Source organism: Bifidobacterium leontopitheci, assembly GCF_009193355.1.
GTDB lineage: Bacteria > Actinomycetota > Actinomycetes > Actinomycetales > Bifidobacteriaceae > Bifidobacterium > Bifidobacterium leontopitheci.
Genome location: NZ_WBVT01000002.1, coordinates 1 through 20736 on the forward strand (window position 1 = coordinate 1; position 20736 = coordinate 20736).

General features: G+C 62.5%; 14 protein-coding genes. 11 read left to right on the plus strand and 3 right to left on the minus strand.

The genetic code is table 11. The features are described 5' to 3' along the window. Window positions 1-937 precede the first annotated feature (937 nt). The gene (gene guaA / locus F7D09_RS00830; protein ID WP_152233553.1) at window positions 938-2500 is read right to left on the minus strand and encodes a glutamine-hydrolyzing GMP synthase; all 1563 of its coding nucleotides are present in this window, start codon (window positions 2498-2500) and stop codon (window positions 938-940) included. A 535-nt stretch (window positions 2501-3035) separates the two neighbouring features. On the opposite strand from guaA, the gene F7D09_RS00835 reads away from it, so the two are divergent. The 10 genes from F7D09_RS00835 (at window position 3036) to F7D09_RS00880 (ending at window position 15468) form a co-directional block, all read left to right on the plus strand. Continuing rightward, entirely contained in the window at window positions 3036-5513 is a 2478-nt protein-coding gene (locus F7D09_RS00835; RefSeq protein ID WP_152233554.1) for a phosphoketolase, read from the plus strand. A 237-nt stretch (window positions 5514-5750) separates the two neighbouring features. After that, window positions 5751-6803 (plus strand): inorganic phosphate transporter, encoded by a 1053-nt coding sequence (locus F7D09_RS00840; RefSeq protein ID WP_152233555.1) that lies wholly within the window; start codon window positions 5751-5753, stop codon window positions 6801-6803. 113 nt (window positions 6804-6916) lie between these two features. Continuing rightward, window positions 6917-7540 carry a DUF47 domain-containing protein gene (locus tag F7D09_RS00845; RefSeq protein WP_152233556.1) on the plus strand — a complete coding sequence of 208 codons (624 nt, stop codon included), beginning with the start codon at window positions 6917-6919 and terminating at the stop codon, window positions 7538-7540. Between the two features lie 190 nt (window positions 7541-7730). After that, window positions 7731-9815 (plus strand): DUF6020 family protein, encoded by a 2085-nt coding sequence (locus tag F7D09_RS00850; protein WP_152233557.1) that lies wholly within the window; start codon window positions 7731-7733, stop codon window positions 9813-9815. Further along, on the plus strand, window positions 9812-11299 hold the full coding sequence (locus F7D09_RS00855) for a lipopolysaccharide biosynthesis protein (protein WP_152233558.1): 1488 nt from the start codon (window positions 9812-9814) through the stop codon (window positions 11297-11299). The genes F7D09_RS00850 and F7D09_RS00855 overlap by 4 nt, the downstream gene beginning before the upstream one ends. Before the next feature lie 2 nt (window positions 11300-11301). Continuing rightward, window positions 11302-13446, plus strand: coding sequence for a hypothetical protein (locus F7D09_RS00860; RefSeq protein ID WP_152233559.1), 2145 nt, complete (start codon window positions 11302-11304; stop codon window positions 13444-13446). A 784-nt stretch (window positions 13447-14230) separates the two neighbouring features. Then, window positions 14231-14449, plus strand: coding sequence for a helix-turn-helix domain-containing protein (locus tag F7D09_RS00865; protein ID WP_152233560.1), 219 nt, complete (start codon window positions 14231-14233; stop codon window positions 14447-14449). A gap of 165 nt (window positions 14450-14614) precedes the next feature. Next, on the plus strand, window positions 14615-14884 hold the full coding sequence (locus F7D09_RS00870; protein ID WP_152233561.1) for a DUF4160 domain-containing protein: 270 nt from the start codon (window positions 14615-14617) through the stop codon (window positions 14882-14884). Between the two features lie 10 nt (window positions 14885-14894). Continuing rightward, on the plus strand, window positions 14895-15137 hold the full coding sequence (locus F7D09_RS00875) for a DUF2442 domain-containing protein (RefSeq protein ID WP_152233562.1): 243 nt from the start codon (window positions 14895-14897) through the stop codon (window positions 15135-15137). 142 nt (window positions 15138-15279) lie between these two features. Further along, window positions 15280-15468 (plus strand): helix-turn-helix domain-containing protein, encoded by a 189-nt coding sequence (locus F7D09_RS00880; RefSeq protein WP_152233563.1) that lies wholly within the window; start codon window positions 15280-15282, stop codon window positions 15466-15468. Window positions 15469-16101: 633 nt separating this feature from the next. Here F7D09_RS00880 and F7D09_RS00885 read toward each other — a convergent pair. Together F7D09_RS00885 and F7D09_RS00890 are read right to left on the minus strand one after the other, a co-directional pair. Then, window positions 16102-17469 carry a nucleobase:cation symporter-2 family protein gene (locus F7D09_RS00885; RefSeq protein ID WP_152233564.1) on the minus strand — a complete coding sequence of 456 codons (1368 nt, stop codon included), beginning with the start codon at window positions 17467-17469 and terminating at the stop codon, window positions 16102-16104. Between the two features lie 50 nt (window positions 17470-17519). After that, window positions 17520-18101: a xanthine phosphoribosyltransferase gene (locus F7D09_RS00890; RefSeq protein ID WP_152233565.1), complete on the minus strand. Its 582-nt coding sequence runs from the start codon at window positions 18099-18101 to the stop codon at window positions 17520-17522. A gap of 310 nt (window positions 18102-18411) precedes the next feature. Here F7D09_RS00890 and F7D09_RS00895 point away from each other — a divergent pair, with 310 nt between their 5' ends. Continuing rightward, window positions 18412-20478, plus strand: coding sequence for an acyltransferase family protein (locus tag F7D09_RS00895; protein WP_152233566.1), 2067 nt, complete (start codon window positions 18412-18414; stop codon window positions 20476-20478). Window positions 20479-20736: the final 258 nt, after the last annotated feature.

Genomic DNA, 20736 nt, shown 5'->3' on the forward strand with positions numbered 1-20736 from the left:
CGACCGTCTTCCTGACCATCCGGTCCAAGGTGGTCTCGAGCATGGCCTGGTCGACCTGTAGAATCTGCTGTGACATGGCTTGTGTCCTCGCTTCCAATCGCGGTTTTCTATGTTTGGCGACTGAAAATCGTACACAGGACACGGGCCATGTTCTCAACCCAAGCCAGAACCAAAGTGCGCAAAACTTCGGGCGTTATCCCCGGGCTCGGCAACGTCTACGAAGATTGATGCATTGAACAGAATCATCGACAGGATTGATGGAGTGGAAGCCTCTGATCTCTTGTTTGAGCTGTATGCTCAGTGATTTTCACGCATGACGCGTTATACGTCCTGGTAACTTGCCGTACAATTCAGCAGGTCATTCCATTCATTGCCACAACTTGCGAAAATGGCCCGAATCCGCAAGTTGTGGCAACCGGTCTTGGGTGAAGGTCCACATTTGGGTCTCTTGCGTCTGACACGGGATGTCTTCTGTCTTGTGTGGTGAGGAAGGGCTTAACGGTTCGGGCGCTAACCCGTCCGTTTGCGACCATGACCGGCGGGGTTCTATTCGGAAACGGACGCAAATCGGCCTGTTGGCGTCCGTTTCCGAATAGAAGTCCGCTTCTTCAAGTGGAAAACGGACGCTGGAGTGCTGTTTTGCGTCCGTTTTCCACTAGTAGCAGTCGGATTCCAGCTGGAAACGGACGCCACGGCGACAGCGCTCGTGGATATGACCCGCATGTTGATCCATACCCGGTGTCCTTCGATGGGATTGCCGCCCTATATGAGCAGTGGGCCGGAACCGTTACCGGTTCGGCCCACTGCTCGGGGGATATTAAGCGTTACCGCATTCACCGGAGTGTTTGGATAACGTGTGCGTCCTCAAGGCGCACCGAGGGAAGGCGTACTCAGTACGTCGACCGAGGAGCAACGCCGAGGACGCTCCGTTATCCAATCACTCCCATTCGATGGTTGCCGGGGGCTTGGAGGTGCAGTCCAGGACGACTCGGTTGATCTGGCGGCATTCGTTGGTGATGCGCGTGGAGATCGTGGCGAGCACGTCGTAGGGGACGCGAGACCAGTCGGCGGTCATGGCGTCCTCGGAGCTGACGGGGCGCAGGACGATGGGGGAGCCGTAGGTGCGCTCGTCGCCCTGGACACCGACGGAGTGGACGTCAGCCAGCAGCACCACGGGGCACTGCCAGATGTCGCGGTCGAGGCCGGCCTTGGTGAGCTCCTCGCGGGCGATGGCGTCGGCTTCGCGCAGCACGTCGAGGCGTTCGCGCGTGATCTCGCCGACGATGCGGATGCCGAGGCCGGGGCCGGGGAACGGCTGGCGCCAGACGATGGCGTCGGGCAGGCCGAGCTCGGTGCCGATGGCGCGGACCTCGTCCTTGAACAGGGTGCGCAGCGGCTCGATGAGCTGGAACTTGATGTCCTTGGGCAGGCCGCCGACGTTGTGGTGGCTCTTGATGTTGGCCGCGCCGTCGCCGCCGCCGGATTCGACGACGTCCGGGTACAGCGTGCCCTGCACGAGGAACTTGACTTCCTTGCCGCGGGCGCCGGCCTCTTCGAGGACCTGCTGCTGGGCCTTTTCAAAGGTGCGGATGAACTTTTCGCCGATGATCTTGCGCTTGCGTTCGGGCTCGGAGACACCCTTGAGGGCGTCGAGGAAGTCGTCGGCGGCGTCGACGGTGATCAGGCGGATGCCGGTGGCGGCGACGAAGTCGTGCTTGACCTGCTCGACTTCGCCCTTGCGCAGCAGACCGTGGTCGACGAACACGCAGGTGAGCTGGTCGCCGATGGCCTTGTGGACGAGGGCGGCGGCGACGGCGGAGTCCACGCCACCGGACAGGCCGCAGATGACTTCGGCGTCGCCGACCTTCTCGCGGATTTTCTTGACCTGGTCGTCGATGATGCTGGAGGCGTTCCAGTCGTCCTCGAGGCCGGCGCACTTGTGCAGGAAGTTCTCGATGAGGTTCTGGCCGAGCGGGGTGTGCTTGACCTCCGGGTGCCACTGCACGCCGTAGAGCTTGCGGGACTCGTCCTCCATGGCGGCGACGGGCGCGCCTTCCGTGTGGGCGAGCACTTCGAAGCCTGCGGGGGCGGTCTTGACGGCGACGCCGTGGCTCATCCAGGTGCTCTGGTCGGCGGGGGAGCCGGCGAGGATGCCGTCGGCGTGGTCGATGACGGTGTCGGTCTTGCCGTATTCGCCGAGGGCGGCCTTGTCGACGTCGGCGCCGAGCGCGTACGCCATGGCCTGGAATCCGTAGCAGATGCCGAGCACGGGGACGCCCGCCTCGAACAGCTTCTCGTCGACCTTGGGGGCGCCGGGCTCGAACACGGACGCCGGGCCGCCGGACAGGATGATGGCCTTGGGATCCTTGGCGAGCATCTCCTCGACGGGCATGGAGTGGGGGACGAGTTCGGAGTAGACGTGCGCTTCGCGAACTCGCCTGGCGATGAGCTGGGCGTACTGGGCGCCGAAATCGACGACGAGCACCGGGCCTTGTGGCATGGGTTTCCTCCTTGCGGCGGGCGTCATGGTTGCCGACGGCCGCCACTGACTATAGAACTATCGGACAATGAGGTGTCTCCATTGTGACCGTGCGAGCAGACAAAGGCGGGGCGGGCGGCGGGGCGTCGCGACCGCCGTGCGGGGCGGGGGTTTCGCGGACTCGCGCCGGCACCGTCAAAAACGAACAAAAACGAACAATTAACGCCGTTAACACACACAACACGCCGCATGGCGTATGATGCCCCGCAGCGCGAAAAATTCCGGCGAACTAGCCGAAATGGGCTGAAAAAACAGCGTTATTCAGCGGTTGGATACCGGTTTTTGCATGAAAATGAATCAATGATTCACTCATAATTCATCAAATTAATCAAACATTTCCGAACATAGGCGCAAAAAAGCTGCCATAAGTCGTGCTCTCAACGTACCATGGTCAACGATTGGGATTGAAGAGCCCGGAATCGCAAGGTTCCATGGCATTCATGACCGAACGATAATAATCAATTGCACATCATTGTGCAGGAGTACAGGAGTACACATGACGAGTCCTGTTATTGGCACCCCTTGGAAGAAGCTGAACGCTCCGGTTTCCGAGGAAGCTCTGGAAGGCGTGGATAAGTACTGGCGTGCTGCCAACTACCTCTCCATCGGCCAGATCTACCTGCGTAGCAACCCGCTGATGAAGGAGCCCTTCACCCGCGAGGACGTGAAGCACCGTCTGGTCGGCCACTGGGGCACCACCCCCGGCCTGAACTTCCTGATCGGTCACATCAACCGCTTCATCGCCGACCACGGCCAGAACACCGTGATCATCATGGGCCCGGGCCACGGTGGCCCGGCCGGTACCTCGCAGTCCTACCTGGACGGCACCTACACCGAGACCTTCCCGAAGATCACCAAGGACGAGGCTGGTCTGCAGAAGTTCTTCCGTCAGTTCTCCTACCCGGGCGGCATCCCGTCCCACTTCGCTCCGGAGACCCCGGGCTCCATCCACGAGGGTGGCGAGCTGGGTTACGCCCTGTCCCACGCCTACGGCGCCATCATGGACAACCCGAGCCTGTTCGTGCCGGCCATCGTCGGTGATGGCGAGGCCGAGACCGGCCCGCTGGCCACCGGTTGGCAGTCCAACAAGCTCGTGAACCCGCGCACCGATGGTATCGTGCTGCCGATCCTGCACCTCAACGGCTACAAGATCGCCAACCCGACCATCCTGTCCCGCATCTCCGACGAGGAGCTCCACGAGTTCTTCCACGGCATGGGCTACGAGCCGTACGAGTTCGTCGCCGGCTTCGACGATGAGGACCACATGTCCATCCACCGCCGCTTCGCCGAGCTGTGGGAGACCATCTGGGACGAGATCTGCGACATCAAGGCCACCGCGCAGACGGACAACGTGCACCGTCCGTTCTACCCGATGCTGATCTTCCGCACCCCGAAGGGTTGGACCTGCCCGAAGTACATCGACGGCAAGAAGACCGAGGGCTCCTGGCGTTCTCACCAGGTCCCGCTGGCTTCCGCCCGCGACACCGAGGCACACTTCGAGGTCCTCAAGAACTGGCTCGAGTCCTACAAGCCGGAAGAGCTGTTCGACGAGACCGGCGCTGTGAAGGCCGACGTCACCGCGTTCATGCCTAAGGGCGAGCTGCGCATCGGCGCCAACCCGAACGCCAACGGTGGTGTGATCCGCGACGACCTGAAGCTCCCGAACATCGAGGACTACGCCGTCAAGGAAGTCGAGAAGTACGGCCACGGCTGGGGCCAGCTCGAGGCCACCCGTCGTCTCGGCGTCTACACCCGCGACGTCATCAAGAACAACCCGCACGACTTCCGCATCTTCGGACCGGATGAGACCGCTTCCAACCGTCTGCAGGCTTCCTACGAGGTCACCAACAAGCAGTGGGATGCCGGCTACATCTCCGATGAGGTCGACGAGCACATGCACGTCTCCGGCCAGGTCGTCGAGCAGCTGTCCGAGCACCAGATGGAAGGCTTCCTCGAGGGCTACCTCCTCACCGGCCGTCACGGCATCTGGAGCTCCTACGAGTCCTTCGTGCACGTGATCGACTCCATGCTCAACCAGCACGCCAAGTGGCTCGAGGCGACCGTCCGCGAGATCCCGTGGCGTAAGCCGATCGCGTCCATGAACCTGCTCGTGTCCTCTCACGTGTGGCGTCAGGACCACAACGGCTTCTCGCACCAGGATCCGGGTGTCACCTCCCTGCTGCTGAACAAGTGCTTCCACAACGATCACGTCATCGGCATCTACTTCGCCACCGATGCGAACATGCTGCTGGCCATCGCCGAGAAGTGCTACAAGTCCACCAACAAGATCAACGCCATCATCGCCGGCAAGCAGCCGGCCGCCACGTGGCTGTCCCTCGACGAGGCTCGCGCCGAGCTCGAGAAGGGTGCCGCCGCTTGGGATTGGGCCTCCACCGCGAAGTCCAACGACGAGGCTGAGATCGTGCTTGCCGCCGCCGGCGATGTCCCGACCCAGGAGATCATGGCCGCCTCCGACAAGCTCAAGGAGCTCGGCATCAAGTTCAAGGTCGTCAACGTGGTTGACCTGCTCTCCCTGCAGTCCGCCAAGGAGAACGACGAGGCCCTGTCCGACGAGGAGTTCGCCGACATCTTCACCGCCGACAAGCCGGTGCTGTTCGCGTACCACTCCTACGCTCACGACGTGCGCGGCCTGATCTACGATCGCCCGAACCACGACAACTTCAACGTCCACGGCTACGAGGAGGAGGGCTCCACCACCACCCCGTACGACATGGTTCGCGTGAACGAGATCGATCGCTACGAGCTGACCGCTGAGGCTCTGCGCATGATCGACGCCGAGAAGTACGCCGCCAAGATCGACGAGCTCGAGAAGTTCCGCCAGGAAGCCTTCCAGTTCGCGGTCGACAAGGGCTACGATCACCCGGATTACACCGACTGGGTGTACTCCGGCCTGAACACCTCCGAGAAGGGCGCCGTCACCGCCACCGCCGCCACCGCTGGCGACAACGAGTGATGACGTTCTGACCGGATCGGCCTGAACGCGTAGTGGGCCCCTCGAAGCTTCGGCTTCGAGGGGCCCACTCGTATATGCGGAGCTGTGCGCAACACATACCGCACTCGCATATCACATTCAGCATCTGACGTCCTTTTCGTCACGACACGCGACATACTTGGCGAACTACGTAGCCGTTCTTCGCTATAATCATTCTTGTTTCGTGTCGGCCCTCGACGAAGAAGGTGATGATCGCCCGTGGACGTTACGCTGTCCCATTTCATCCAACAGGTAGTCTCCAACCCTGCACTCGCCGTCACAACGTTGCTGACGCTCGGCGTCATCTTCGTCAACGGCTGGACCGACGCGCCGAACGCCATCGCCACCTGCGTCACCACCCGATGCCTGCGGGTGAGGCCGGCGGTCATCATGGCGGCCGTGTTCAACTTCTTCGGCGTGTTCCTCATGACGCATTTCAACGCGTCAGTCGCCTCCACCATCAGCAACATGGTCGACTTCGGCACGGACACGCATGCGGCGCTCATCGCACTGTGCGCCGCACTGTTCTCCATCGTCGTCTATAGCGTCGGCGCGTCGATGCTCGGCATCCCCACATCCGAAAGCCACAGCCTCATCGCAGGCCTGTCCGGCGCGGCGATCGCCATCCAGGGCGGCATCGCGGGCATCAACATGGGGGAGTGGGTGAAGGTCCTCTACGGGCTGGTCGCCAGCCTGCTCCTCGGATTCGGCATCGGATGGCTGGTCTGCAAGGCCGTCACCCTGATATGCGCAGGTCTCGACCGACGGCGGGCGAACGGGTTCTTCACCTACGCGCAAATCGCGGGCGCCGCGGCGAACAGCTTCATGCACGGCGCACAGGACGGTCAGAAATTCATCGGCGTGCTGTTCCTCGGCATGGCGTTCTGCAACGGGCAATCCAGCGTCGCCGGCGTGCTGATCCCCGTCTGGCTGATGATCCTGTGCAGCACTATCATGGGCGTCGGCACTAGCGTCGGCGGCGAGAAGATCATCAAGTCGGTCGGTATGGATATGGTCCGGCTCGAAAAATACCAAGGATTCTCAGCAGACCTGTCCAGCGCGGTGTGCCTGCTGGTCATGACCGTGCTCGGCATCCCCGTATCCACCACGCACACGAAGACCAGCGCCATCATGGGAGTCGGCGCGGTGCGACGTCTGTCGGCCATCAACTTCGCCGTCGTGCGCGACATGATGCTCACCTGGGTGTTCACATTCCCCGGATGCGGCATCATCAGCTTCGTCATGGCGAAACTGTTCATGTTCCTGTTCTGACGGACCGCCGCACAGCGACGTCAGTCGTCCAACAACCATCCAGTAATCATCCATCCCAAGCAACCCACACCCACCGAACCCTCGCTCCGACGCGAAGAAAGGAACCACGCGCAATGGCCCGCAAAAACGACTCGTTCTATTTCGACGGATTCCGTCGCAGCGCGGACTACGCCTGCCAGGCGGCGCATCTGCTCTCCGACGTCATGCACCAGTACGATCCCGCCCGGCTGCGCGACCACATGGAGGCCATGCACCGCATAGAACAGTCCGCCGACGAGGTCAGGCACGGCATCATGGACGAGCTGGTGACCGCGTTCATCACCCCGTTCGACCGTGACGACATCGCCCGGCTCAGCAGCGCGCTCGACGACATCACCGACCATATCGAAGGCGCGTTGCACCGCATGTACTACGACAACGTGCTGCAGGCGCGTCCCGACGCAATCGAGCTCACCGATGTCGTCGTCCACGCCTGCGAGCAGATCCGCGACCTGACGGATGAGCTGCCCCGGTTCAAACGCTCGAAGACGTTGCGCGAACGCGTGTTCTCGGTCAACAAGAGCGAGCAGGACGCCGACCAGCTGTTCGTCGAGGCGATGCGCACGCTGCACACCACATGCGACGACCCGATGCAGGTGATCGGCTGGCATGAGGTGTACGAGCAGCTCGAACGGTGCGCCGACGACTGCGAGCATGTCGCCGACGTGATCGACGGCATCGTCATGGAGAACAGCTGAGCGTGCTCCCTTCCGCCCCGCGCGCCTTGCGTTACGTAGAAACCGGCGCCGCGTGCGGGGCGTGCGGCGGTGAACCCGGACTGAACACGACATCACGTTCACGGGTTGCGCGTTACCGCTCACCCGCATCTCGATGAACAGTAGGTGACATGCGCGGCGGCCGATGGCGCAATCGCCTATCGTCGTAACCATGATACAGACGAGGTTCCGACCGCCTCGAGCGGCGCAGTGCGTGCTTTGCGCCGTCGTGTCCCTCGTCGTCACCATGGCCGGCAACGCGGCCACACGCGCTACGTTGGCGCCGTTCGACGTATGGCTTGCCGTCCGGACGGTGCTGCTCGCCGTGACATTGACGATCCTGTACACCATCGGCGAGTCACTGGTCGGCATGACACGTCGTGAATCAGAACGTCACGAAACAGAACGTCACGAAACGGAACCTCATCCGGTTGCCGGCGACTTCTTCAACGATCGCATCCGCGGCGCGGCGGCTCGGCATCAGCGTCTGTTGTGCGCCCTGCGACGCTTGCGTACGCCGTTGCGGCACCTGGGGGAGCGGCTGAATCGTGCGGACGCACGATGGTCGGCTCTGCCGACGACCGTGCGATGGCTGCTGGTCGCGGCGGTCCTGCTGCTGTGCTGGAGCCCGATCATCATCATGATGTTCCCCGGCACGGTCTGGTATGACACGGGGGAGCAGATCGCGCAATACTATGGCCTGTCCGTGCGCGGGAGCCTGCCGGGCACCTTGTCGGCGCATCATCCCGTATTGGACACGCTCGTGTTCGGCATGTTCGCACGGTTCGGCACGTGGATGGGCGACATGCGAGCCGGCCTCGCCGTGCTCACGCTGCTGCAGGTGACGGCCAGCGCGCTCGGCCTTGCCGCGGTCGTCGTCTATGCGCGGCACGTGGGGGCCGGACGCGTCACGGCGGCGGCCATGTTCCTCTTGTTCGCGCTGTACCCCGCACTGCCGATTCTGATGATGTCGCTCGTCAAAGAGACCCTGCACATGGTCGTGCTCGTGCCGTGGATGCTCCTCTACACAGAAGTTGTGCGGACGCGGCTGTCGGCGTTGCGCTCGCCGCGGTTCTGCGCCGCGTTCGTCGTCATGTCGGCGCTGTGCGCGCTGACCACGATGACGGGACTGTACATCACCATCCTGTCGCTCGCGTTGCTGCCGCTCGCACGCCGTCGTGACACAGCCGGGCGCCGCAGCCTGTGCGTGCGCGCGCTCGTCGTGACGGTCCTGACGGCGGCAGTCGCGTTCGCCGTGTTCCCTGCGGCCGTGTCCACATTGCTGCAGGTGCGTAAGGACGACGCGAACCAGATCATGGTCGTGCCGATGCAGATGACGGCACGGTACGTCACCGACCGTCCCGACGACATCACCACGAGCGAACGACAGGCCATCGACGCGGTCAACCATGTGCCGGTGGAGGACATGGCCGAAGCGTACAACCCGTATCTCGCCGACCCGATCATCCAGTATTCGCTGCGCGATCCCCACGGCGTCGGCCCATACCTGGCCGCATGGCTGTCCATGGGACTGCGGCACCCGGACGCCTACTTCAACGGCTATGCAGCGCTCGAATCAGGATGGTTCAGCCTCACGCGCACGCCCATCGACGGCACCGGCCACCCCATACACCTAGGTGACCTCGCCGCCACCGCCGACCAGGCGACGGCGAACCGCATGAAATTCCAGATCGACGACTCGTACAGTCCCGTGTTCCGCCTGCTGCCCGGCTACCGCGAAGACGGCCTGTATCGCGCAGGCGCCGACGCCCTGTGGCGTGCATGGTGCTCCACGCCGGTGCTCGGCATCGCCACACTCACGGCGGTGTGGACGTTCCTGCTGCCCATGTTCCTCGTGTTCTGCCGGATGCGCACGGTGCGGTCGCTGTCGCCGTTCCGGCGGGTGCGGCCACGTCGCCGACGTGACACCGCGCCGGCGCACGGCCGCGCGGACGTCACGGCGTCGGACCGCCGCCAATCGAACGGACCGTACGCCATGTTCGCCGTGCCGCTCGTCTGGTCGCTGCTCTCGCTGCTCGCCAACGCCATCTCCATACCGCTCAAACCCACCTCCACCAGATACATGATCTGGACGGTGGTCATGATCCCGTTCCTCATCGCGCTGCTGCGCGCCGACCGCGTACGGCCGCGCCTGCTGTGGCCCGGCGACCCGGCGTCAGCCGCAGCGTCGCGACCGTCGCCAACGCCAACCGCAATGTCCACCACAATCGTGCCCGCCCAAGGAGGCATCCGATGAACCGTGGTCTAATCGCCAATATCATCAGCAACATCTCGTTCTTCGTCTGCGGGTATGCGATCCACTTCTTCCTCGGCGGATTCGCCTCGCCCGCAAACTACGGTGTGGTCGGCACGATCATCACCCTGCTCGACTTCGAGTACCTGTTCGTCAGCAACGGGGCACGCCAGTCCATCGCCCGCAACCTGTCGTCACGCCGGTACGACGGACGCAGCCTCATCCTGCGGACGATGGTCGTGCAGGCGGGCATCGTCGCCGTGTTCTTCCTCATCGACTTCGCCGGCGCGCCCCTGTTCGGCATGATGCTGCACGACCGCACCATCGAGCGTTACTTCCAGTACGCCGCGTTCCTAGTGCCCGCGAACGGCCTGTACGTGGTGATGCTCGGCATCAACGACGGTCTGCAACGCTTCGGCCGAAGCGCGCTCATGTCCACGCTGTACCCGATCGTCAAACTCGGCACGATACCGCTCATCATCCTCCTGTTCCCAGCCGACCCTGTGCTCGGACTGGAAATCGGCTACTGCTCGGCCATGATTGTCATCATCGTGCTCGGATGCTTCCTGCTCGCGCCCGTATGGCCGCGCATCGTCGCGGACGGACGAGGCAAGCCGCGCATCAGCTGGCATGACGCAGCGCACGGGACACTGTCGTTCTCGCTGTTCTTCATCATGGCGTCGCTCGTGCTCAGCGCTGACACGTTCGTCGTCAAATCCGTGCTGCCCGATGCGATGGCCGGCTACTACACGGGCGCGATGAACTTCGGCAAGACCACCTACTATCTGCTGCAGGCGTTCGCAGTCATCCTGCTGCCCGTCTCCTCACGGCTCATCGGGCAGGGACGCCGAGCCGAAGCGCTCGCCAAGGTCCGCATGCTCACGACCCTCGCCTTCGCGTTCGTATTGCCAATCGCCGTGATCATCTCCGCATCGGCCAACGACCTGCTCGCCTCGTTCTACTCGGAACACTACACGGTCGCCGCGCCCGCGCTGTCATGCCTGGCATTGTCCAGTTTCTTCATGGGCGTGACCGTGATGCTCAACATGCTGCTCAACGCCGAAAAGGACACGCGGTTCTCCGACATCCTGTCGCTTGCGTCGCTCGTGGTGGTCGTCGCCGCGTTCATCGTCGCCGCACGGCTCGGCGGCATTGTCGCGGTGGCCGCATCCAGCATGGTCTCGACGTTTCTGACCATGAGCGTTTCGTACGTGCAGGTGCGGCGCCGCTTCGGTGACGTCATGACCGTGCACACGTGGGCGGCCATCGGCGTGAACGTGGTGCTGTGGGCGGCGATGTACGGGGTAGAATCGCTGCTCCACACGCGCTGGTTCATCCTGCTCGCGCTTGTGTACCTCGTCATGTACGTGCTGTACGCCGGCATACTGTTCGTTACGCATGTCATCGACATCAAGGGCGTCGTCGCGTCGTTCACGCAACACGGAACGCGGGTGCCGGCCGCAGCCGTGCAGGTGAAAAGGGCATGACCATGGCACAGACTGAAACCAAGCCAAAGCTCAAGCGAATCCGCCCGACGCTGATCGCCGCCGCCGTCATCATCATCCTCGAACTGTTCGTCTTCAACCTGCCGTTCTGGCAAAGCCTCAACGCACACCCCACAACCATGCACGAGGACGGCACCGGCAAAGGACTGCTCATCAACCGCGACGGCACGGCCACCGTCACCAATCCCGACAACGCATGGCGCGACGTCTCCACGAACCAGCCGATCGAATACCTGTACATCGCGCACGCAGCGGCCGAACACCCCAGCCAGGACGATAGTGTCAGCTGGCAGCTGTCCACACGCAAGGACACCGACGGCGGCTGGTACGACGCGAACGCGACCGTCGGCTACTCGCCGTCCGCCGAAGACTCGCGATACCAGCGCGTCGGCGGCAAGGCCACGCACGTGCGCCTGCGCTACCAGATGGAGGAAGGCGCGACCATACCGATCGGCCAAATCATCGCCAACCCGCGCATACCCATGCGCTTCAGCATGCTGCGGTTCGCGCTCGAACTGCTGGTCGCCGGCCTGATCATCCTGTTCCGGCCACGCTCGCGGCTGTATCGCATGCCGTTCGACCTCAGCCGGTTCGGCTGGCGGGCTCGCGACTGCTGGATGCCGCTGCTGCTCGCCGGGGCGCTCGCCTGCGCGATACCGTTGTTCTTCTTCATGCAGGCGGCTCCGCTCGAGGAGGCGACGCCCCTGTACTGGCCGGAATTCGCGTCGCTCCACGCCACCGACCAATACCAGCGGCTCGCCGACTCCCTGCTGAACGGTCAGCTGTGGCTCGACTATCCGGTCAACAGCCATCTCGCCGCCATGGCCAACCCCTACGATACGCGAGCGCGCGCGGCCATCGGACTGACGTATCCGGATCCGCCGATCTACTTCGACGTGGCGTTCTATCACGGCCACTACTACTCGTATTTCGGCGTGCTGCCGGCGCTGCTGCTGTACGCGCCGTGGAAGCTCATCACCGGCAACCGGCTCGACACGAACATGGCGATCATGATCTGCGTGACGCTCGTCATGATCGCCTCCACGTGGCTCGTCGTGCAGATCGCGCGGCTCATCGCGGCTCGCCGGGGCCGGACGGTCAGCTTGGGTGCCGTGCTGCTCGGCGTGATCATGGCAGGGCTCGGCACCGGTATGCCGATTCTGATCCAGCTTGGCCTGTGGTATCAGGTGCCGCAGCAGCTGGCCGTGTTCTTCGCCATGTGCGGCGTCGCCTTGTGGATCGAGGCGAAACTGCAGGGACTCAACCGTACGCTGCTCGCCGCGGGATCGCTGTGCGTGGCGTTGACGATAGCCTCACGCCCGCAGGTGATGGCGATCGCCGTGTTCGCGCTCCCGCTGTTCTGGGACGACATCGCAGGACTGTGGCGGCGGGGATTGCGGTCGCTTGCCGGATTGCGCGACGAGCTTATGGTCTGGGCTTTCGCGTTGGTGCCGTTCGTGGCGGTCGCCGTGCCGCAGTGCCTGTACAATCTCGCACGGTTCGGCAAACTCACCGACTTCGGCGCGAACTATAATCTCACCGGGTACGACATGACGCATTTCAATGCGCCGCTCACCCAGTATTTCTCATACGTGTACTACTACTTCCTGCGCATGCCGTACACGACGGCACGGTTCCCGTTCGTCAATCCGGTCGAGACGCCGCTGACCACATGGCGGTCCGAACACGTGCAGTTCGGCGGTTACTTCGTGACGACCGCGCCGTTCGCGATGCTGCTGTTCACCGTGTTCGTCTGGCGGTTCGCACTGCGTCGGCTCGCCGCAGGACGGCTGATCGCCGGTGCGCTCGTGGCTGCCGTGCTGTCGTTCATCGTCGACGGACGGATCACCGGCGTCGACTTCCGCTACCAGATCGACTTCGTGTGGATGATCATGATCGCCGTGCTCGTGCTGCTGTTCGCGATAGACGGGTGTGTGAACGGGGTTGGCAGTGATTCGGATGACGGTGACGTTCGGTACCGCGGCATCGTGCAGCGGCTGGTCTTCGGCTTCCTCGTCGCTGCGCTCGTCTACGCGGTGCTGTTCGTGTTCTTCAAGCAATATCTCATGCACATGAATATGCCAGTGGGCAGATGGTGGACCGTCGAATCATGGTTCATATTCATGTAGCCACCGTGTCGACGAAACGTACCCGGACAGGCCCGCCTGGGTACGGTTTGTCAGTATTTCCGACCGACCGTACTTGAGTGGTGGTCTACGGGTACGTTTTGTCGAGCAATGACAACGGATCGTTCTGGTTAAGGGCGTTCAGGTACGGTCCGTCGATTCTTGCTGACGGATCGTACTCGTAGGATGCCCTACGAGTACGGTCTGTCGTTTGGATGGCGGACGGGGATCGCCGCTCGTCTGAATGTGAGTGGTTGTCATTCTTGTTCTGTCATCTTGGTTTGCCTTCCTGTGCAATGGTGACGGGAAGGCACTTGTGTTCCTTGTCAAAATTTCCATGCCGGCATGGAATTGTCCCCGCTAGTGACGTGACCTGAGGGTGCGGAGCGGTTGACTTGTCCCGCTGTGATGTGCCTGACTGGATAGCCCCGGAGATAACGGGGGACTGGGATAAACCCCACGTCGCGTGATGGATGATAGAGCCCACCGGATTTAGGTGGGCTGAAAAAATCCCCGCGTCATAAGGCGCGGGGATGTCTGAACTAACAAAGGGAGTTTAGCATGGCATGTATTGTCAATGCAATCGGCCGTGTGTCGTGGTGCGCTCACTGTGGCGTGGCCCATGAGACTGTCGTCGTCCTGTACGATGACGGGCATGTGGTGGCAGTGCCGTCGCAGTGCGCCGCCTGACATACGCCGATCGTATGCTAGCCGGGATGGCGCGCGCCGTCGTCCCGGCGTCCCCTTTGGGTAGTATTGGCCCCACCGGTGTTAGCGAGGTGAGGTTATGGGACTGAGAGAACTCAGGCAGAAGCGAGGATTGACGCAGCGCGAACTTGCCGCGAAAGCTGGTATCCCCTATGGGCGGATTGCCGATGCGGAGCGTGGGGCGCGTCCAGTGGCGAACATGTCATTGGCGATGGCGTGCAAGATTTGTGACGCTTTACGTGTGTCTAATCCTCGGAAATTGCTTGATCCGCCGTCTTCGGACGGTGATGCTGCCTAGTGCGGCGCTTGGTCTTTGTCTCGGCCGCGGGACGTTAAACGCGCGGCTAGCCTGGTGCGTGTCTTTATGGCGCGCGGTAGGCACGATGGCACGGTTTCGTGTCGTTCGGCGTGTTCCAAGGTGGACGGGATAAGCTAGTGCCGATATCGGTTGAAAGGTGGCGATATGGGCGGTATCAGCCGTTTTTATGGCATTGTGGTTTACATGTATGCCAATGATCACGGGCCTGATAAGCATTTTCATGCGTCCTATAATGGTTTTTACGCCAAGTTTCATCTTGATGGCACGTTGGTTGACGGTGAGGATTTTCCGCGTAAACAGGCGAGGTTCATTAAGAAGTGGGCTTCGTTGCGGCAGTCCGAGCTTGAGGCCAATTGGCGTCATGTTGAGGCTCATACGCAGCCGAGTGGCATAGCGCCGCTCGATCATAAGTGAGGAGGTTGTCATGGGTGTCGCTGTTGTGACTGACGCGGTGCCGATGTCTGGCCATCGTGTTGCCGTGAGGTTTCGTGATGGTTTTTCCGGTGTTGTTGATATGTCCAAGTATTTGGGCTATCCGGCGTATGCGTCGTTGGTTGACCCTCGGGTTTTTGCGACGGCGCGTGCTGTTGACGGTACCATCGGATGGTGTGACGGCAATATTGACGTTGCGCCTGAGGTGGCGCGTGAGGAGGCTATTGCCTTCTGACTGTCTTCTATCGGCGTGTTCGTGGCCATGGTTGCGACACGCCGATTTTGTTGACACTATATAGCCAACCGGCTTTCTTGAGAGTCAAGAAAGCCAAGTGAACATAACCGAGACAGATAGCCATACCGCTATAATTGGCGGTATGGGACTCAAACAGATCAGGCAGCGCCGCGGCCTGACTCAACAGCGGCTGAGCGACAAATCAGGAGTGCCGCAGCCGAACATCTCGGATATCGAGACCGGGCAGCGTCCAGCCGAGCAACTTTGGCTGGGGACCGCGGCGAAACTGGCGGACGCGCTCGATTGCGATCCGCGTGAATTCCTGAAATGAAAAAGCGTGAACAGAGGGCCTAATCCCTGTTCATGCGGTTGCTTCAAAATCTCCTATCCATTGTTAGGCGAGTATTATCTATGCACGCCTCACGACTAAGTGAGGTATCACCATGGATATTCAGGATATCAAGGCATTCACCTTGATTATATCGGCGCTTCGCCGTTTCCCGCGTCCGACTGGGATGTCGATTCGTGGGCGGACGACGCGGCCACTTACATGGAGTCGCATGATCTGGACGACTGCGATGACATTCCCGAAGCCGTCTTGGACGGACATGGCCTTGTCTCACGACATCTCTGACTGACGTTTTGTCTTCCACGCTTGGCGTGTGCGTTCAAACGCGCTGTTTTCGCAACGTTTTTTCAATCCGGCAAAAGGGAACATGATGCACATGAACATGCCGGTGGGCCGGTGATGGACCGTCGAATCATGGTTCATATTCATGTAGCCGCCGTATCAACGGAGCACACTGGTAGGGGCCATCGGGTACGGTTTGTCGACCAAGTTCAACGGACCGTACTCGTAGATGCGTTACGAGTACGATCCGTCAGAGAATGATGACAAACCGTACCCGAACGATGTGCTACGGGTACGGTTTGTTCAATCGGACGAGCGGGGATGCCCCCGAGTTTATGCCTCCTGCTCCTTGGGAGCGGAGAGGAAGTGCTCTTCGCCGGGTAGCACGGCGTTGAGGATCACGGCGACGACGAACGCGACGGCGATGCAGTTCGAGGCGAAGATCTGCTGGAAGAGCGCCGGGAACTGGTCGAAGATGTCGCTCACCTGCGTGAAGCCGATGCCGATGGTGAGGCTCAGCGCCGCGATGGTGATGTTGCGCTGGGTGAAGCCCGCTTCGGCGATCATCTGGAAGCCGGAGAGGATGATGTTGCCGAACATCATGATTGTGCAGCCGCCCAGCACCGCCTGCGGCAGCGAGTTGAACACCTCGGCGATGGCGGGTACGAAGCTCGCCAGCACCAGGATCAGGCCGCCGGAGAGGATCACCTTGCGGTTGACGACCTTGGTCATCGCCACCAGACCGATGTTCTGCGCGAACGAGGTCAGCGGCAGGCAGCCGAACAGGCCGGAGACGGACGAGATCAGGCCATCGCCGGCGATCGCGCCCGCGGTCTCCTTCTCGGTGGGCAGACGGTTCAGCCCCACCTTCGTCAGCGCGGCCGTATCACCAAGCACCTCGACCGAGGAGACGACGTACAGCAAGCCCAGCGAGATGATCGCCCCCCAGTCGAACACCGGAGTGAACGGCATGAACTTCGGCACGGACACGATTGCGAGACCGCTGAAACCGGAGAAATCCACCTTGCCCATGCAGATGGCGACCACGTAGCCGACTACCAGGCCGAACAGTACGGACAGCTGCTTGGCGGTGCCCTTCATGAGCAGCTGGAACGCAAGGCAGGCGACCAGCGAAATCAGTCCCAACGTCAGGTTCTGCCACGAACCGAAGTCCTTCGCGCCGGAACCGCCGCCGAACGAGGTCGCACCCACGTTGAGCAACGAGAAGCCGATCGACGTGACCACGATCGCGGAGACGATCGGCGGCACGAAACGACGCCAGTACTTCGCAGTCAGGCCCAGTACCAGCTCAAGCACGCCGCCGACCAGCACCGCGCCGACCACGGCGCCGTACCCCTTGTCCGCGCAGATCGCCACGGCCGCCGCCACATACGTGAACGAGATGCCGGTGACCATCGGCAGTCTCGAGCCGATGCGCCACGCGCCGTACAGCTGCAGGCAGGTGCCGAGACCGGCCACCAGAAGGCCGGCCTGAATCACCGCCGCCGACTGCGCTGCGTCCATCTTCGCCGCGGATGCGACGATGAAGATCGGGGCGAGGTTCGCCACGAACATCGCCATCACATGCTGCAAGCCGAACGGAATGCCCTTCCAGAACGAGACCGGCGCATCCAGGGAGGTCAGCGCCTCCATCGAAATGCCGGCCGCGGCCTTCTTCTCTTCTTTCTCCTCTGTAGACATGGTTCCTCTCTATGACTCTGTTTGCGTATGGTCGATGAATCCCGGACAGTTCAGCCGCGGAACTCGATGTCACCCGTCTCGGGGTCCATGGACTCCACAATCGCCAGCGAATCCAGGTCGTAGCCCTCCTCGCGCAGCTTGTCGCCGCCGCCCTGGAATCCCTTCTCCACAGCGATGCCGATGCCCTCCACGGTGGCGCCCGCATGCTTGCAGATGTCGATCAGGCCATGCAGCGCCTTGCCGTTGGCAAGGAAGTCGTCGATGAGCAGCACATGGTCGTCGGGGCCGAGGTACTTGCGCGAGACGATGACCGGGAACTCGCGTTGCTTGGTGAACGAGTACACGGTCGTCACATACTGGTCGCCGTCAAGGTTGATCGACTGCGCCTTTTTCGCGAAGACGACCGGCACATTGCCGAAATGACGTGCGGCCACGCAGGCCATGCCGATGCCGGACGCCTCGATGGTGAGGATCTTCGTGATCGTCTTGCCTTGGAAATGCTCAGCCCACGCCGCACCCATGGCGTCGTACAGCGCCACATCGCATTGATGGTTGAGGAATGCGTCGACCTTGAGCACGTTGCCCTGCTTGACTGTGCCCTCCTTGCGGATACGCTCCTCAAGCTCCTTCATATGGACCCCCTTGCCGTTGATGGGAAACCGGTTATGCAAACTGCGATTCGCGGATGTTGCGGGATGTCGCCCGTAGAGCGCCACGTCGTGCGCGAATCCTTGGGTCACCACCTTACGCCACGTTGATGACCGTCGGCGGGCGCCCGGTACGGTTGGACGGCCAGACGTCGGACGGCATCGGCTACGTCGGCGGCGGACGGCGGCCGCCATGCGGGGGAGAGGTTCGCATATGATGGCTGTGCTCGCATGAGAACGTTTGCGATTCGAAGGCGAGCTTGAGAAGAGAACGCAAGGGCAATAGGAGTACGTAGTGCAGAAAGCTCCTCGTTACAAAGGTCTTGACGGCATCAAGGGGTTCGCCCTGATCGCCATCATCTGGTACCACCTGGCATCCGATTCACTGCCGGGAGGGTTCGTCGGCGTCGACGTGTTCTTCACCGTGTCCGGCTTCCTGCTCGCGCTGAGCGTGATCCGCGAATATGGCCGGTCCGGCAGGTTCCGTCTCGGCTCGTTCTATGTGCGCCGTCTCGCCAGGCTGTGGCCGGCCATGGCGTTCATGGTCGCCGGTTCGGTCTCGCTGTCGGTGTTCGTCGACCATGACATCCTCGTCGGGGTGCCGGGCAAGAGCGTCGCCGCGTTGACCTTCACGTCGAACTGGATGGAGATCTTCTCGGGAGGCAGCTACTTCGAGGCCGCGTCGCCGCAGCTACTGCGCCACCTGTGGTTCGTCGCGCTGCTGGCCCAGGCCACCGTGATCCTGCCGTTCATCGTCGCGCTGCTGGTCAAGCTCCGCAACATCGTCGTGCAGGTCGCCTCCTCGGCCGCGCTCGCCGTGGTCTCCGGCGCGGCCATGTGGCTGCTGTACAATCCCGCCGCCGACCCCACGCGCGTCTATTTCGGCACCGACACGCACTGCTTCGGCCTGCTTGCGGGTGTCGCGCTGGCGTTCGTCGTGTACCATCGCGAAACGTCGGGGCGGCCCGTCTCGCATCTCGAGTCGTCGGCTGCATCATGGGCCGCGACGGCTGCCCTCGTCGGCATCATCATGCTCATGCCGCACGTCGGGCAGGATGCGACCGCGTTCCGTGGCGGACTGCAACTGGCATGCGTCCTGACCGTGGTGCTGATCTACGGCAGCATCGTCGAGGGCTCATGGATGGATTCGCTGTTCGGGTGGCATCCGCTGTCGCTGCTCGGCAAGTATTCGTACGGCATGTACCTGTGGCATTGGCCGTTGTTCCTGATCATTCAGCTGATGCTGCCGGCGTGGCGCGGCTCCGGCATCTGGCTGATCCAGCTGCTCACGCTGGTGTTCAGCGCGCTGCTGACCGCACTGTCCTGGTGGATGGTGGAACGCCCGGTCGCCGCGTGGATCGGCGCTCGACGCAAGGGTGCGGCGACCGCGGCGCCCTCCCGTAGGCCGAGCCGCCGAGGGGGAGCGCATAGCGCGCCGCGCCGCGGTCCTCGCGTCGCAGGCAGCGCCGGTGCCGCAGCCGTCCTTGCACGGCAGGGGCAGCCGTATGCGGCGGCCGACTCCATACCGCCATCGGTTCCTGCGGTCGTCGGCCTGCCGACGCCGCCGCCTGCGCCGCGGCTGAATGAGCCGCACCTGTCCCCGGCCGCGGTGAAGACCATGAACCGTATCCGTCTGGCGGTCACCGTGCCGGTCGTCATACTGGTGGTCGTCGGCTTCGTCATGGGCGTCGCCCAAGCGCCGGCGAAGACCCAGGTGCAGATCATGCTCGAGAAGAACCAGGGCGAGCTGACCCAGCAGGCCACGAAGCGCAAGCTGGACGCCAAGGCGGCCGCCGAGGCGAAGAAGCGCGCCGAAGAGGAGAAGAAGCGGCGTGAGGAGGCGCGTGCCAAGGCCGAGAAGATGACCGGCGAGAACGTCACGGTCATCGGCGACTCCGTCACCGTCGGCGCATCCCCGGCATTGCAGAAGGCGCTGCCCGGCGTGGTCGTGGACGCGCAGGTCTCCCGGTCCGTGGTCGTCGCCACCGGCATCATCGAACAGATGAAGGCGCAGGGTACGTTGCGCAAGTACGTAGTCATCTCGCTCAACACCAACTCCGAGGCATCCGTGGCCGACTACGAGCGGATCGCCGAAGCCGCCGGTACAGGGCATGTGCTCGTGCTGGTCAACGCGTACGGCGACCGTGCATGGATCCCGCGCTCGAACCAGGCGGCTGCCGACTACGTGCGCTCCCATCCCGCGGACTCCACGCTCGTGGATTGGAACAGCGCCATCGCCCAGCATGTCGAGTGGCTGTCCGCCGACAAGATCCACCCGGTCATGGGTGGTCCCGGCGACGATCTGTACGCCTCGCTCGTGCGGCAGGCGCTGGTCAACTGGGAGATCGACCACATCCAGTGATGGTGATGGGGGATGACGCTTGGCGGGGATGGTCTTCTTCGGCGTGATTGTCCTGTCGGATTGACGCTCCCCCAGTCACGGCCTTCGGCCGTGCCAGCCCCCTCCACCGAGGGGGCCTAAGGGGCGGGCCAGTCGGCCTACGGCCGCGACAGCGTCCTTCGCTGATGGGGCGAGGCGACGACGCGACACGCCGGAGGCGGGGGAGGGGAACCATATGTTCCCACTGACCGAACCCTATGGTAAACAAGGTAGACCGGA